The sequence below is a fragment of the Prosthecobacter sp. genome, assembly GCF_044226605.1.
Lineage (GTDB): Bacteria > Verrucomicrobiota > Verrucomicrobiia > Verrucomicrobiales > Verrucomicrobiaceae > Prosthecobacter.
Genome location: NZ_JBGAGS010000007.1, coordinates 296,346 through 310,522, shown reverse-complemented (window position 1 = coordinate 310,522; position 14,177 = coordinate 296,346). Strand labels below are relative to the sequence as shown.

10 protein-coding genes are annotated in these 14,177 nt (G+C 60.9%); 4 read left to right on the top strand and 6 right to left on the bottom strand.

Annotation, left to right across the window (positions count from 1 at the left end; translation table 11 throughout):
* Positions 1-205: 205 nt before the first annotated feature.
* From ACILSO_RS11745 to ACILSO_RS11735, 3 genes are all read right to left on the bottom strand, one after another.
* Positions 206-1,504, bottom strand: a complete 1,299-nt coding sequence (locus ACILSO_RS11745; RefSeq protein WP_395737596.1) for a DUF1552 domain-containing protein — start codon at positions 1,502-1,504, stop codon at positions 206-208.
* A gap of 1 nt (position 1,505) precedes the next feature.
* On the bottom strand, positions 1,506-4,016 hold the full coding sequence (locus ACILSO_RS11740; protein WP_395737595.1) for a DUF1592 domain-containing protein: 2,511 nt from the start codon (positions 4,014-4,016) through the stop codon (positions 1,506-1,508).
* A gap of 904 nt (positions 4,017-4,920) precedes the next feature.
* On the bottom strand, positions 4,921-6,306 hold the full coding sequence (locus ACILSO_RS11735) for an alkaline phosphatase family protein (protein ID WP_395737594.1): 1,386 nt from the start codon (positions 6,304-6,306) through the stop codon (positions 4,921-4,923).
* Positions 6,307-6,385: 79 nt separating this feature from the next.
* Here ACILSO_RS11735 and ACILSO_RS11730 point away from each other — a divergent pair, with 79 nt between their 5' ends.
* The 3 genes from ACILSO_RS11730 to ACILSO_RS11720 all read left to right on the top strand — a co-directional run bounded on the left by ACILSO_RS11730 (position 6,386) and on the right by ACILSO_RS11720 (position 10,849).
* Positions 6,386-7,141, top strand: a complete 756-nt coding sequence (locus tag ACILSO_RS11730; protein WP_395737593.1) for a glycerophosphodiester phosphodiesterase — start codon at positions 6,386-6,388, stop codon at positions 7,139-7,141.
* 382 nt (positions 7,142-7,523) lie between these two features.
* Complete coding sequence (locus ACILSO_RS11725) at positions 7,524-8,870, top strand: hypothetical protein (protein ID WP_395737592.1); 1,347 nt, start codon at positions 7,524-7,526, stop codon at positions 8,868-8,870.
* Positions 8,871-8,947: 77 nt separating this feature from the next.
* Positions 8,948-10,849: an ABC-F family ATP-binding cassette domain-containing protein gene (locus ACILSO_RS11720; RefSeq protein WP_395737591.1), complete on the top strand. Its 1,902-nt coding sequence runs from the start codon at positions 8,948-8,950 to the stop codon at positions 10,847-10,849.
* A 51-nt stretch (positions 10,850-10,900) separates the two neighbouring features.
* On the opposite strand, the gene ACILSO_RS11715 is transcribed toward ACILSO_RS11720, so the two are convergent.
* Positions 10,901-11,314, bottom strand: a complete 414-nt coding sequence (locus ACILSO_RS11715; protein ID WP_395737590.1) for a hypothetical protein — start codon at positions 11,312-11,314, stop codon at positions 10,901-10,903.
* Between the two features lie 48 nt (positions 11,315-11,362).
* On the bottom strand, positions 11,363-12,004 hold the full coding sequence (locus ACILSO_RS11710) for a DUF1080 domain-containing protein (protein ID WP_395737589.1): 642 nt from the start codon (positions 12,002-12,004) through the stop codon (positions 11,363-11,365).
* Positions 12,005-12,186: 182 nt separating this feature from the next.
* Here ACILSO_RS11710 and ACILSO_RS11705 point away from each other — a divergent pair, with 182 nt between their 5' ends.
* Positions 12,187-12,549, top strand: coding sequence for a hypothetical protein (locus ACILSO_RS11705; protein WP_395737588.1), 363 nt, complete (start codon positions 12,187-12,189; stop codon positions 12,547-12,549).
* Here ACILSO_RS11705 and ACILSO_RS11700 read toward each other — a convergent pair.
* Positions 12,496-13,866, bottom strand: a complete 1,371-nt coding sequence (locus tag ACILSO_RS11700) for a c-type cytochrome domain-containing protein (protein ID WP_395737587.1) — start codon at positions 13,864-13,866, stop codon at positions 12,496-12,498. The two genes, ACILSO_RS11705 and ACILSO_RS11700, sit on opposite strands and share 54 nt — an antisense overlap.
* Positions 13,867-14,177: the final 311 nt, after the last annotated feature.

Sequence of the window (14,177 nt, the reverse complement as noted above, 5' to 3'; positions counted from 1 at the left end):
CCCTCACCCCTGCCCTCTCCCCGAAGACGACCTTTGCTTTTAGCGATTTTCAGTGGCGGGGAGAGGGAGAGCCGCGTGCGGAATTGCGCGTCGCGTGCGAGGGCGCTGTGAAGGAGCTTTTAGGTGACTCGGAAGGGCTGGGGGATTGGGGAGCGCTGGTCGACAGACAGGAGTGTCTGTCGTACTTCCATGCGGCGGTGCTGAGTCAAGTCAGGCCGGTGAGGGGGCCGGTGCTGGAGCCGAACTGGTTGGACTCGACGCCGAGGTGTTGGAGGAGGGTGACGAAGAGGTTGCTCAGGGGGAGATTGTTGTCGCGTTTGAAGGCGAGGTGCTGGCCGTGTTTGAAACCGCCGCCGGCGAGGAGGATGGGGAGGTTGGTGTTGTCGTGGGTGTTGGCGTCTCCCATGTTGCTGCCGAAGAGGACCATGGTGCGGTCGAGAAGGCGGGCGTCGTCTTCGCGTTTGGAGGCGAGGGTTTGGATGAGCTTTTTGAAGAGGCGCATTTGTTCGAGATCGGCTTCGGCAAGCTGGCGTACTTTTTCCTCGGCCTGGCCGTGGTGGCTGAGGCCGTGGTATCCTTCGGTGGTGTTGTCAGCGCCTGGAAGATGGAAGGAGGGAGTGGCGAAGGCATCGACCATGAGGGTGATGATGCGAGTGGAGTCCGACTCGAAGGCGAGCTGGGCCATGGAGAGCATGAGGTCGAGCTTTTCGAAGATGAGCTTTTTGTCCTGGATGTCTTTGGGCTCGGGCTGAGGGGAGACGGGCTTGGGCTTCAGCTCCCACTCCCGGGCGGTGAGGAGGCGTTCTTCGACTTCGCGGACTGAGGTGAGGTATTGGTCGAGACGGGCGCGGTCGGTGCTGCCGACGTCGCGGCTGAGGCGTTTGGTTTGATCCATGAGCGTGTCGAGAATGCTGCCGCGCTCGTCGAGTTGCTGGAGTTGTTTTTTGACGGCGGCGGGATCGCCTTGGACGAACATGCGACGGAAGAGGGCGGGTGCGCTGTCTTCGGCGGGAAGGAGGACGCCATCGCGGGTCCAGGAGAGGCTGCGGTTGGCTTTGTCGATGTTGACGCCAAGGTTGAGCGTGGGGTAGCGCGTTTGCTGGCCGAGCTTTTCGGCGATGTATTGGTCGAGCGAGATCTGATTGCGGAAGCCGCTCTTGGTGGGGCCGCGTGCGGCGGTGAGGAAGCAGTTCTCAGCGCTGTGGCCGCCGTTGACGTCGGGGTGCGACATACCGCTGAAGAGGGTGAACTCGTTCTTCACCTCATTGAGCGGCAAAAGCGTTGGTGACAGTTCGTAGTCGCGTCCGGTGGTCTTTGGGAAAAAGGGTTTTGGGAGGAAGCCGAGGTTGTTGGAAATGATCAACAACCGACGGGGCGTTTTCACCTGCGCCGCACGGCCAAACACTGGATGCAGGCACTCCAGCATCGGCAGTGCGAGCACAGCCCCGGCGCTGCGCAGAAAACGACGGCGAGAAAGAGATTTCGCGATGTAAGGAGAGTTCATTTTATTGTCCAAGAAAGGTGTGGCTCTGCACCAAGGCATGCATCAGATCTTGCACGCGATAGCCATCCTTCGCGCAAGCATCGAGCATTGACTCGATTTCGGGACGATCTGAAAAGCGGACGGGGGTGCCGGTGGAGTAGAGGGTGAACTGGTGGAGGAGATTGCGGGCGAGCTGGCGGGGGTCTGAGGCGATGAGGGTTTTGAGTTGGCTGACGTCTTTGAAGGTGCGGCCGTCGAGGAGCTTGCCGTTGGTGTCCACGGGGGAGGCGATGGTGTAGGAGTAGCTGTGGCCGGCACGGTCGATGCCGTCGATACGCTTTCCTTCTTCCAGGCCGCGGTAGTTTGTGCGCCAGCCGCCGAGGATGTCGAAGTTTTCGAGGGCGAGGCCGACGGGATCGAAGCGGGCGTGGCAGGCAGCGCAGGATTTGGATTTGGTGTGGAGGGCGAGGAGGTCGCGGATGGTTTTGGCGCCGCGGATGTCGGGCTCGACGGCGGGAACGCTGGCGGGTGGTGGAGGTGGTGGCTGGCCAATGAGGCGCTCCATGACCCAGGCGCCGCGGACGACGGGGGAGGTGGTGGTGCCGTTGGCGCTGACTTTCAAAACGGCGGCCTGGGTGAGCAGCCCTCCATAGGGGCTGTCCTTGGGCAGGGAAACTTTGCGCATGGCGGAACCACTGAGTGGTGGAAGCTGGTAGTGGGCGGCGAGGCGGTCGTTGGCGAAGACGAAGTCTGACTGCACGAGCACGCTGGCGGGCAGGTTGTCGCGGATCATCGAGGTGAAGAAGGTGCGGGTCTCGCGCTCCATGCTTTCCACGAGGTACTCGTCGAAGCGGTACTCGGGGAAGAGGCGGATGTCGGGGTCGTCGCGGCGTATCTGGCGGAGGCTGAGCCAGCAGTCGGTGAAGTTTTTGACGAAGCGGTCAAAGCCGTTGCTGGCGATGAGGCGTTCGGTTTCTGCGCGGAGCACCTGGGGATCGCGGAGGTTTTTATTTTGCGCGAGCTGCATGAGCTGCGCGTCGGGGCGGGAGTTGGTGAGAAAATGGGAGAGTCGGGAGGCGATGGCGTAGTGGTCGTCTGCCTTCAGGGGTTCGCGGACATAGATGAAATCTCCGGAGGCGAGGAAGGCTTTGTAACCGGCGAGCATGGCTTCGCGGAAAGGAATGTTTTTGGCGAGCTGCGACTGGATGAGGGCATCGAGCAACTGCAGATCTTCCTCGGGCACAGGCTCGCGGGCGGCGAGCTTGACGAAGCGGCGAAGGAGGCGCTTGGCGTCTTGCTGCGGGTCCCTGGGCTTGGGCTCGATTCCGAGGTCGTCAAAGAGCACGTGGTGCGAGGGCGGAGGCCAGGTTTGGGATGCAATGGGGCCTTCGATTTCGAGCCACTGAACGGCGATGCCGGGCTGACCGCCTTCAGGGAACGGCGGATAGCGGTAGGTGGGGCCTGAGCCGTTGGGATTCATGGCGAGCGGCATGGGGATGCCGAGGACGCTGTACTCGATGGCCTCCCCTTCGCGGAGACGCACGGTGGTTTCATAGACGCGCTTTTCGGGCTGGATGTCGATGATACCGCCGGAGTCGTGCACTTCATTGATGATGTCGGCACCTGCGGGCTTGCGAGTGCGGAAGGTCATGGGCAGAGGTTTGACTGCCTGAGTGATCACGAAGCCTGGCTGCTGCAGGACAGCGCGGGCGGAGAAGCGCACCTTGTAGCTGCCGGCGCGTTTGGCGGTGAAGTGTTTGAGGGTGCCGATGTAGGGCCAGCTGGCGGCACGGAAGAGGGCCATTTCGATGGTGTCATCTTTGGCGAAGTCGTGTTCGGTGGATTCGTCTTTGCCTTTGTCGTTTTTCCTGCGGAACTCCATGGCCTTGTTGTCTTGGGCGAAAAACATGGCCTCGCGATTGCCGAAGGTACCGGTGCCGGGGAAGAGATCGGTGCCGACAGCGCGGTATTTGATCACTTCTGGCGGCGCAGGCTCGGTGGTCATGGCTGCGTGGAGCGCGGCCTCGGCGGCATCCAGATAGGCGACGAGCTGCACGCGGGACATGTCGAGCATCTGCGTGGTCTTGTTGAAGCGCTGGCCTTCGCGGTCTTCGGGAAGGATGTCGCGGATGTCGAGGTCGGGGAGCTGGAGGATGTCGCGGAGGTTCTGCTCGTATTCGTCGCGGTTGAGGCGGCGGAGGGGGCCGCGACCGTGGGCGAGGATGTCGGCGTGATCGGCGGTGAGAATGGATTTGGAAAGTGATTGGACGATGTCGGCGCGCTCTGACTGAGGGAGGTCTTCGGGCTTGGGGGGCATCTCGCCTTTTTCGACGCGGTCGTAGATGCGGATCCAGCGGTCGCGGGTAGCGGGGTCTTGGAGGTCAAAGGGGAGAGCGGTGAGGTCGAGGCCGCCTTTGGTGTTGTCCTTGTCGTGGCATTCGGTGCAGCTTTGTGCGATCTGTGGAGGGGCATCTGCGGCGAGCGAGATGCCTGTGGCGAGAACGAGGGCTGGCAGCATGCGGAGAAGGCGCATGGGACGAGCCTGTGCTCTGCGTCTGCGGAGACAAAGGAAAGACATGGGGGAAAATGGGGGTGCTGAAATTACAAAGGGCGGGCTTTGAATCTGTCAGTGCATGTCTCTTCCGGCCGCACAAGGATGTATCTAAAATGCACCCGGGGAAATGGGATTGATATGCAGGTGGGGGGGATGGCTTGCTGTCCGTGAGACTGACCGGCGGAAGTGAATGACGGCCCCTCACCCCAGCCCTCTCCCCGAAGTAAAATTGATTTCCTTCCTGTTGTATGCCAAGGGCGGGGAGAGGGAGAGCCGCGTTTGCCGCCTTGAGTTGTTTGCGAACATGATGCCAGAGCGGAGAGCGGGACATGCCGACCTTTTTTGCCACAGGTTATGACATGGTTTTGTGACATGCTTTGCAGCGTCGACAACCTCATGGGTGAATGTTGGGAGGCAGAATGCTTCTCGCATACCTCCGGCATGCGGCCCTGGAGGGGAATAACGTCGTGGGGCTGGTCCGGTGGTTCTCGCTCGCCAAGGCTCGCTTCACCACCGGCTAATTTCTTGGCTCCCTCCGGGAGCCGGTGTGCTTCGCGTTTCAATATCAGCGTGATTACAATGCTCAAAGCCCGGCTTCACACGCAACAGCATTCTTGGAGTGCGTGCGGCAAGCTTAGACGCAACGCCCCTTCAGAGGCTGGATGGCGAGGTAAGGACGTAGGATGCTCATCACCTCACGAAAGCGGTGTCGCCGATGCAGGCTTGCGCCGTGCATCTCTGCCACCGCAGTCCAAGACGCTGCCGCGTGGTTCGGAGGCTCACGGGTGACTCTGGCTATTAAGCATTTGGGGTGAAGCGGTGCGTTCCCTTGTTCCACAGGAACAAGGCTACTTTGCTGCGCCTGGCGGCAGCGCGTTGGGATTTATTTCTTGCCCGTGGAGATGAGGATCTCTTCGAGGACGCGGCCGTCGGGCTGGGGGAGCTGGAGGCTCATGAGTCTGGCGATGGTGGGGGCGACGTCGAGATTGGTCATGCGGTCGAGGACGACGCCTTTTTTGATGCCGCGGCCGCTGGCGATGAAGATGCCGTCGAGCTCGGGGTCGGTGTTGGGGTAGCCGTGGGTGCCGGCGTAGTTGACGGAAGGGGTGACAGTGGCGTCTCCGCCGGCGTCGTTTTTGAAGGCGTAGCCGGCTTTAGGATAGAGGACGAGGTCTCCCATGCCCTGGTTTTCCTCAGGGGTGGGCATGCCGAGGGTGTGGCCGTCTGTGCCTTCGATGACGCCATTGATGCCTTCGACTTTGGAGAACATGTCTTTGAGCTTTGGCAGGAGCTCGGCTTTGCGAGCGGGATTGGTGACATAGACGAAGGCCATTCCGCCCTGGGTCATGGAATAGGCATCGCATGTATTGATCGTGGGGCCGATGCCCTGGGCGAGTCCGGCTTTCTTGAGCTCGACATTGGGGAGGATGATCTTGGTGACTTTTTTGAAGCCGTGATCTGTGGCGATGACGAAGGTGGTGCTGTCGCGCAGGCCGCTGTCTTCGACGGCTTTGACGAGGTCGCCGACGAGACGGTCGGCGTAGGCCAGGGCGGTGTAGCTGGCAGAGGAGCCGGGGCCGTAGGTGTGGTGGGTGGAGTCGGTGTTGAGGGTGTGGTAGAGGAGGAGGTTGGGCTTGTGCGTTTTGAAAATGTGGATGGCGGCCTTGGTCCACATGTTGTCGAGGAAGGTGACGCTTTTGCGCTGGGGGCCGAGCTGCATCCAGGTGATGTCCTGGGGCTTGATCTCGCCGGCGGCGATCATTTCTTTTTCGACTTTGCCTTCGGCTTCGGGGAGCTCGGCGAAGCTCCAGTCGATGGTCTTGGCTTTGGTGACGGCGACCCAGTCGGACTCGGCGGTGGTGAGGCCGGCGTCATGGGCGACGTCGTAGAGGGTGGGGACATGGACGAGCTTGGTTTTATCGGCCCATTGCTCGATCTTCGGCGGCTTGTTGTCGCCCTGGCGGACGAGGAGGCCATTGAAGAGGACGCCGTGCTTGCGGGGCTCGACGCCGGTGACGAGGGTGGTGTGATTGATCCAGGTGATGGAGGGATTGCTGACGGTCATGGCCTTGGTGCTGGCACCTTCGGCGGCGAGCTTGCGGAGATTGGGGATCTGAAGGGATTCATCATTCCAGAGCCAGGCGGGGAAGCCATCGAGGCTGATGAGGATGACGTGCTGGTCTTTGGGATCGGCGGACGGTGACTTGGAGCAGGAAGTCAGCGTGCGGACGATGATGAAGCTGATGACGAGCAGGAAACAAAATTTCATTTGGGGCGAAGGGTTACGGATGCTTGCTTCGTTTGCTTTCTCCCTCATGAAGCTCGCCGCACTTTTCCTTCTTTCTGCCATGTCCGCACACGCTGTTGAAATCGTCGCTCATCGCGGATTTTCCGCGCGTGCCCCGGAGAACACTTTGGGGGCGTTTGAGCTTGGCTGGAAGAACCAGACGGATGCGTGCGAGCTGGATGTGTACCTGACCGCGGACGGCAAGACGGCGGTGATTCATGACAAGGACACGAAGCGGACGACCGGGGTGAAGCTGGATGTGGCGACGACGAAACAGGCGGAGCTGACGGCACTGGATGCGGGATCGTGGAAGGGCAAGGAGTGGGCGAATGAAAAGATTCCGACGCTGGAGCAGGCACTGGCGACGATGCCGAAGGGCAAGCAGCGCTTTTTTATCGAGGTGAAATGCGGGCCGGAGATCGTGCCGGAGCTGAAGCGGATTTTGGAGCCGATGAAGGAGCGTGCGCCGCAGCTGGCGATCATCGCGTTTAATCGTGCTTCGGCCGCGGAGTCGAAGAAGGCGATGCCGTGGATGAAGGTTTATCGGCTGGCGTCTGGGAAGACGAAGGAGAAGAAGCCGACGGATCTAACGCAGCTGATTGCAGATACGAAGGCGGACAAGCTGGACGGGCTGGACCTGGGAACGAGTGATTTCCCGTGGGATGCAGCGATGGTGAAGCAGGTGCGTGACGCGGGCTTTGAACTGTATGTGTGGACGGTGAACAAGGCGGCGGATGTGAAGCGGTTTGCGGCGCTGGGGGTGGATGGCATCACGACGGATGATCCGGTGATGGTGAGGGAGGCGCTGGGGAAGTGAGGGTTAGGACGGATTTAACACCGCGAGAGATTAGAAGACCGCAGAGAAGAGAGTCTGAATGGGCCTACGGAGCCGAGCGGAGCGAGACAGACGAACGAAGTGAGCCCGAAGGGGAGCGAACAGCGAATCAATACGCGGAATACACGGAACCCGGAGGGGATTGGTGGGGTTCCTGCATGAGAGAAAGGGGGCGCTGTTCTTTTGCAAAGGAATGGTGAGCAATGGAATGATTTTGAAGTGGGTCTGCGGTGATGGTGGTGGGATTGAAAACTGAGAACTGAAAACTGAGAATTTAGATTGGACGGGAGTTGGGGAAGAAGGTTTGAGAATTCACCGCCGCTTTTGGAATCGACATAGGAATTCTTTCCCGCATGATCGGCCTATGCGTTTCCTCATTGCTTTGATCACCGCGACCGCGATTGCCGCCTGCCATAAGGAGCCCGAGAAGACGGCCACGCAGCTGAGGGCGGAGATCCATGGGGCGGCGAAAACTGCCGAGGACAGTGTGAAGACTCTCGACAAGGCGGCGGCGGAAGGAGCGGCAAAGAGTGCGACGGTGGCGCTGGATCTGCTGCGGAAGATGCATGGGAAGCCGGGGGTGGCGGCTGAAGCACTCGTGGATGATGCGCTGCTGACAGAATGCGAAACCGCAGCGCTGAAGGTGGGACGATGGGCGACGCTGACGAAGGAGAAGGTGGAGCGCCGTGAGAAGCTGGGAGGATGGAAGGCGAAGGCGTATTACGCACTCGATGCGATGGTGTGGAAGGTCTTTGTACACGGTCTGGCGCTGGCTGCCGACCAGGCGGCGGCGGGCAACCTGAAGGCGCTGCCTGACAAGGTGCAGAAAAGCGCCGAAGAAGCGGTCCGCTTTGCGGAAGACTATGTGGGTCCGCAGCGGCTGGCCTCTGGCGAAGTGGACTGGCAAGGGGTGAGCCGGGCGCTGAAGGAAATCAAGGAGATGCCGGCCGACCTGCGCCTGCTTCTGTCCGTCCTGATGATGGCAACGACGGAGTTTGACCTCGCCTTTTATGAGCTGGAGTCCATTCCGGCAGCCAGTTTAAAAACAGTGGGGCTGCGTGCCACTCATCGTCTGCTGCTGGGGTGTTCCTATCTGTCCCAGGGGTATGGGCAGCTGGGCATGAATGAACTGGAGGAGGCGGACAAACTTTCGGCTGATCCGCAGCTGAAGCTGGATCCGGCTGGAAAGTGCTGCCTGCATCTGATGGTGGGATGCTATTTCATGCGTGAGAAGCGGTGGGCGGATGCGGACCGCTGCCTGGCGGCGGCGAGCCTTGCGTGGCCGGACAATCCGCTCATCGTTTATCTGACGGGTGAGCGGCAGATCGCCACGCATGAGTATGCGGAGGCAGAGAAGTCATTTGCCAAGGCGGCGCAGGGCAGCGGCTTTGAGTGGCTGGCGGAAAAGGTGCAGGCGCGGGCCAAGCGGTTGCGCGACGACCCGGCGGGCCTGGAGCCGGTGGTGTTTGACTTTAACTTCATGGCCGAAATCGCCTCGAAGTGCATCGAGGGCAAGACGCAGAAGTCGGAAGGTGTGAAGAAGCTGAGAGAGCAGATGGAAACGGCGAAGACGTACATGCGAGATCTGAAGGAAAAGCTGCCGGAGCTGAAAATGAAAATGCCGGAGTGGAAGATGCCGGAGATGAAGGAGCTGTTTCAGGGGAAGGAGAGCGGCGAGAAGACGGCGGAAAAAGAGAAGGCGGGAGTTTGAAACTGGTCCGAATGTGGGGTCGGTGGAAGGTAATGGGTGCAGTGGAGGAGGATCGTGCTATCTCAGCGGCCCCTTTTATGTCTCCGATCACTCCTGCCGTCATTTCCGCCAAAGACCTGCGCCTGCAATTTGGGCTGCAGCAGGTGTTTATTGATGCGACGATGAGCATTCATGAAGGGGAGAAGCTCGGGCTGGTGGGGCGGAATGGGTGCGGGAAGACGAGCCTGATGCGGATCCTGACGGGGACGGAGAAGCCGGACAGCGGGACGATCTCGCGGAGGAACGGGATCATTGTGAGCCATCTGGCGCAGGAGTTCACGCTGGATGAGGAGGCGAGTGTGATCGACAATGTCCGCGCGGGCGCGGCGGCGCTGCTGGAGATGGTGGCGCGCTATGAGTCGGGTGATTACAAGGGGGATCAGGAGGCGGAGCTGCTGCACCAGATCCAGCTGCATGATGGCTGGGGTGTGGAGACCCGCATCAGCACGGCGATGAACGAGCTGGGGGTGCCTGCGGCGGACCGGACTGTAAAAGGGCTCTCGGGTGGTGAGAAGAGGCGTGTGGCGCTGGCGCGTGCGCTGGTAGCGCAGCCGGATCTGCTGCTGCTGGACGAACCGACGAACCATCTGGATGCGGAGTCGATCGAGTGGCTGGAGATTTTCCTGCGCGAGTTCACCGGTGCGGTGTTGTTTGTGACGCATGACCGGTACTTTTTGGACCGTGTGGCGACACGGATCATCGAGATCGATGACAGCCGGATCTACAGCCATCCGGGGAACTACAGCGACTTTCTGGAGAGCAAGGCGATCCGCGAAAGCGTGGAGGCGAACTCGGAGAGGCGGCGGCAGAGCTTTCTGCGGCATGAGCTGGAGTTTGTGCGGGCGGGTGTGAGCGCGCGGCGGACGAAGCAGAGGTCGCGTCTGGATGAGTATGCGCGTGTGGCGGCGATGGATGCGCCGGAGGAGGAGCTGGTGATGGATCTGATTATTCCGCCGGCGGCGCCACTGGCGAACACGGTGATCGATGCGACGGACATCGGCGCGCATATCAATGACCGGTGGCTTTTCAGCCATCTGGACCTGAGCTTTGAAGCGGGGACTTGCACGGGGATCATCGGACGCAACGGGCTGGGCAAGACGACACTGCTGCGCATTCTGATGGGAGAGCAGCAGCCGAATGAGGGCAAGGTGGTCATTGGCAAGCGGACGGTGTTTAACTATGTGGATCAGCAGCGGCTGCTGCTGGACCCGGAGAAGAGCGTGATGGAGGAAGTGGCGGGACCGAACTCTGACTTTGTGCAGTTTGGGCCGGAGAAGCTGCATGTGCGGACTTACCTGCGGCGGTTTCTTTTCAGCGATGAGCGTGCGACGATGCGGGTGAAGGAGCTGAGCGGCGGTGAGCAGAGCCGCGTGCTGCTGGCGAAGATCCTGCGTCGCGGCGGGAACTTTTTGATTCTCGATGAGCCGACGAATGATCTGGACCTGCAGACGATGCGAGTGCTGGAGGAAGCGATCCTATCCTTTAAAGGATGCGTGCTGGTGGTGAGCCATGACCGGTATTTCCTGGACCGGGTGTGTGACCGGCTGATCGCGTTTGAAGGTCAGGGCCGCATCCATGAATGCGCGGGGAACTACAGCTACTACCAGGAGAAGCGGGCGGCCAAGGCTGCGGCGGAACTGGCGATGGTGCAGGCGCCGGTGAAGAAGGAGAAGCCGGCGGCGGCGGGCGGAAACGCGAAGCCGAAGAAGATGTCGCAGAAGGAGCAGCGGGAGCTGGCGGAGGTGGAGGTGGCGATGGCGACGCTGGAGGGAGAGATTGCGGCGATGGAAGCCGAGCTGAGCAACCCGGAGACGTTTGTGAAACTGGGTGCGGGAACGAATGACTACATCGCCAAGCTCGATGCCAAGAAGCATGAGCTGGAGGTGAAGTTTGCGCGCTGGGCGGAGCTGGAGGAGATCAAGGCGGCGTGTGCGGGGTGAGGGGGAGTGCTTCCTCTCACGACAAACTAGCGCACCTGGTAGATCGTGGCTCTAGCGGGTGATGCTGCGCGGTTGAAACAGGGTAAAAAGCTGCGCGGGGTTGTAGCCTCCGTAGTCGTTGTCGTAAGCGAGTTCGAACTGAACGGGGTGCTTTTCACCCTTCACCATTGCCCACCCTTCCATCCAGGTTCCGCCTCCGCCTGGGTCCCAAGTCTCGTAGGCTTTTGTGAAGGTGATTTGATAGCCTGGGGGCAGAACCGCGATCAAGCCCCGTGAAGAAGGGCGTGTGTCCAAGGCATCCCCTTTGCCATGTCCATGCTGCCCATTTTCGTTATACACGAGCCAAAGCCGAGTTTTGGACTGAACGGTACCGATGAACTGGCTGAACGGCTTGTGATGGTTCCTGCTGAGGGTGCAGCAAGGCAGCACCATCAGCAGGAAGAGGAACGCTCTGAGTGACTTCATGACGAATTTCAGGACATGCTGCCATGACGAGAGCGACCAGACCTGATCTTACTCCAGCACCTTGACCTTGATGTTGCGGTAGTAAACGGGGGCCTGGGCTTTGCCGTGGAGGCCTTGGAAGCCGATGGGGCCGGAGCGGGCGAAGTCTTTGAGGGCTTTTTTGAACTTGTTGGGGGTGCCATCGGGGTTCTTGCCGACTTCGGGCCAGTTGTCGAGATTGGCGTTGATGACTTCTTCGCCGTTGAAGACGACGCTGACCATGGGGCCTTTGCAGGTGATGGTGTAGTGGTTCCATTCGCCGACGGGCTTGGCCATGCTCTTGGCAGGGGGCATGGCGTCATAGATGGCGGCGACCATGCCGTATTTGCTGCCGTCGGCGCTGTCGTGGACTTGGATTTCGAGGGCGGAGAGGACGTCTTTGATGTTGCCGGAGCGGAGGAAGACGCCGCTGTTGGATTCTTTTTCGACTTTGAATTCGAGGTCGAGGATGAAGTCGCCGTAGGAGTCCTTGGTCCAGAGGGTGTCGTGGTCCTTGGCGACGAGGATGCCGTCTTTGAGCTCCCATTTGCCAGGGGCGACGGTGTTCGAAAGATCGGGGGTGAGGAGGTCTTTCCAGCCGGTGGTGTCGGGATGACCGGCGGCCAGGGAGAGAGACGCGATGGCGAAAAGGGCGAGGAGAGTGAGTTTCATGGGGGCTAGAAAAACGCGGATGGGACCGGAAAGATACCAGATTTTGGCGGGAAAATGGGAAGGTGGGTGAGCCTGAGAGGGATGACCGGGGGCATCAGGGATAGCCGGACTTGGATTTATAGGATTGCTTTTTTTTCCGGCTTGGCCAATTCTCCATAATTCAGACACCAAATCATCTGCTCATGAAATCCGTCCACTCCCTGCTCCTTCTGTCGGTTATCTCCGCTCTGTCCCTCACTTCCTGCGGTCAGGACTGGAGCTGGAATGGCCATGGCTACCCTCGCACGGCTCTGGGCGGCACGTATTACGGCACGAATTTTAACAATGCCCCGAGCTTCGGCGGGCACGGCGGTGGCTATGGCAACGGCTACAGCATCTGGCCGCAGCCGACGACCAACTACGGTGAAAACTTCACCTGGGAAGACGAACCCACCAACGTGGGCAACAGCTGGGATCACGGCAGCTACACCGTGCAGACCACGAAGACGAATCTAGTGACCACCCGCCAGAGCTCGTACGACACCGTCCGCACCTCCGGAAAATAAGCCTTTGCCGTCAAAGGTGATGCTGGTCTGAAGCGGAAGCACCGCTTCAGAATGGAAGTCTTGGACCTGGCCACCGCTGGTGTTCCAGAGGCGAACGTGATTGTCGCGGCCTGCGCTGAGGAGTTCTCCTTTGGGGCCAAAGACGAGGGCGAGGATGCCATTGGGGATCTTGCCGTACGTGCCTTGGGGCCGGGCCGGGGGATGGGCGTTTGTTTTGGTGATGGCTGGCCAGCCGTCCTTGGCGTCCCACCAGATGAGGAGGCCGTCTTCGCCGCCGCTGGCGAGCATTTTGCTGTCGCTGCGCCAAGCGAGGGCGCGAACGGCGGCCTTGTGCTCGGAGAGGGAGAGGAGGATGCCGCCGCCGGTGGCGTCCCAGAGATGGATGCCGCCGGCACGGTCTGAGCTGGCGAGCTTTTTGCCGTCGGGGCTGAAGGCGAGGGCGGTGATCCAGTCGGTGTGCTTGGTGAGTTTGTGGCGGAGCTTGCCATCGGTGGTGCCGTAGATTTTCACGACCTTTCCGGAGCCGCCGAGGGCGACGAGCTGCTGATCGGGGCTGAGGTCTCCGGCGAGGATGGCGTCGGTTTCATCGCCGATGGTGGTGAGGCGCTTGCCGGTTTTGACGTCGAAGAGGACGACGCTGCCAGACTGCACGGGCTTGCCGCCGGCGACCATGAGGAGGCGGCCGTCGGCGCTGAAGCGGATGACGTTGGGCTGGCCCTCTGGGAAGGCGAGAGCGCCGATCTGCTGCTGCGTGGTGGCATCGAGGAGGCGGATGTGCTCGTGGCCGGCGACGGCGATGAGAGGGGCGCGCGGGCTGGCGGCCATGGCGATGATGGGGAGCGGGCGCTTCAGCGTGGGGGGCGTGAAGGAAGGAAGCGACTCGGGCATGGGAGGGGGGCCGTCGAGCTTGATTTCAGCGGTGGGGTTGAAGGTGGTGTCGCGCTCGACGACGAGGGATTTGCTGGCGGAGGATTCGCGCAGGCCGCCCTGGATCCACTGGCGGATGAGCTCGATCTGCGGAGCTGGAAGGGGCGCTTTTTTAGGAGGCATGCGCTCGGCATCTTCTTCAGCGGTGATGGCGGTGAAGAGGAGGCTCTGGCTGGCGCGGCCGGCGACGACGGCTTTGTCTCCGCTGCCGCCTTTGAGGACGGCGGTGAAATTGGCGAGATTGAGGTCGGCCTTCTGTTCGTCATCGCCGTGGCATTTGAGGCAGTGCTCACGGAAGATGGGCTTGATGTGCTCGTCGTAGGTGATGACGGGATCTGCGGCGACGGAGGCGGTGGTGATTAGAAAGGGGAAGAGCAGAAGGGGGCGCATGTTTTTGGCAAAGGAATGGGGGAAATGGATTTCATTCCTGAATGGAATGGCGCGCGGATAAGGTCGTGAGGCGTGGGGCGTGAGTTTTGGGCGCGCTGGGATACGCGGGCAGCGGCGGTGATGCGTTGAAGTCGCTGCTGGGGAGCGCGGCGTGTGAAGGGTGCGCTGGGTTTGCTTCCCGGTCGGGTGTTGCTGAACCCAGGGTCGCCTCGCTTAGGCTCGGCTGACCCTGGGCTATGTTCCGCAGCCCCTTCAGGGCTGGTGTGTGGCGGGGTAAAGTGAGGAAAGAGAGGGGTATTCTGGGAAAGGGG

Coding starts and splice junctions, on each gene's coding strand:
- ACILSO_RS11745 (WP_395737596.1), bottom strand. CDS start 1,504: ATGAACTCTCCTTACATCGCGAAATCTCTTTCTCGCCGTCGTTTTCTG.
- ACILSO_RS11740 (WP_395737595.1), bottom strand. CDS start 4,016: ATGCGCCTTCTCCGCATGCTGCCAGCCCTCGTTCTCGCCACAGGCATC.
- ACILSO_RS11735 (WP_395737594.1), bottom strand. CDS start 6,306: ATGAAATTTTGTTTCCTGCTCGTCATCAGCTTCATCATCGTCCGCACG.
- ACILSO_RS11730 (WP_395737593.1), top strand. CDS start 6,386: ATGTCCGCACACGCTGTTGAAATCGTCGCTCATCGCGGATTTTCCGCG.
- ACILSO_RS11725 (WP_395737592.1), top strand. CDS start 7,524: ATGCGTTTCCTCATTGCTTTGATCACCGCGACCGCGATTGCCGCCTGC.
- ACILSO_RS11720 (WP_395737591.1), top strand. CDS start 8,948: ATGTCTCCGATCACTCCTGCCGTCATTTCCGCCAAAGACCTGCGCCTG.
- ACILSO_RS11715 (WP_395737590.1), bottom strand. CDS start 11,314: ATGAAGTCACTCAGAGCGTTCCTCTTCCTGCTGATGGTGCTGCCTTGC.
- ACILSO_RS11710 (WP_395737589.1), bottom strand. CDS start 12,004: ATGAAACTCACTCTCCTCGCCCTTTTCGCCATCGCGTCTCTCTCCCTG.
- ACILSO_RS11705 (WP_395737588.1), top strand. CDS start 12,187: ATGAAATCCGTCCACTCCCTGCTCCTTCTGTCGGTTATCTCCGCTCTG.
- ACILSO_RS11700 (WP_395737587.1), bottom strand. CDS start 13,866: ATGCGCCCCCTTCTGCTCTTCCCCTTTCTAATCACCACCGCCTCCGTC.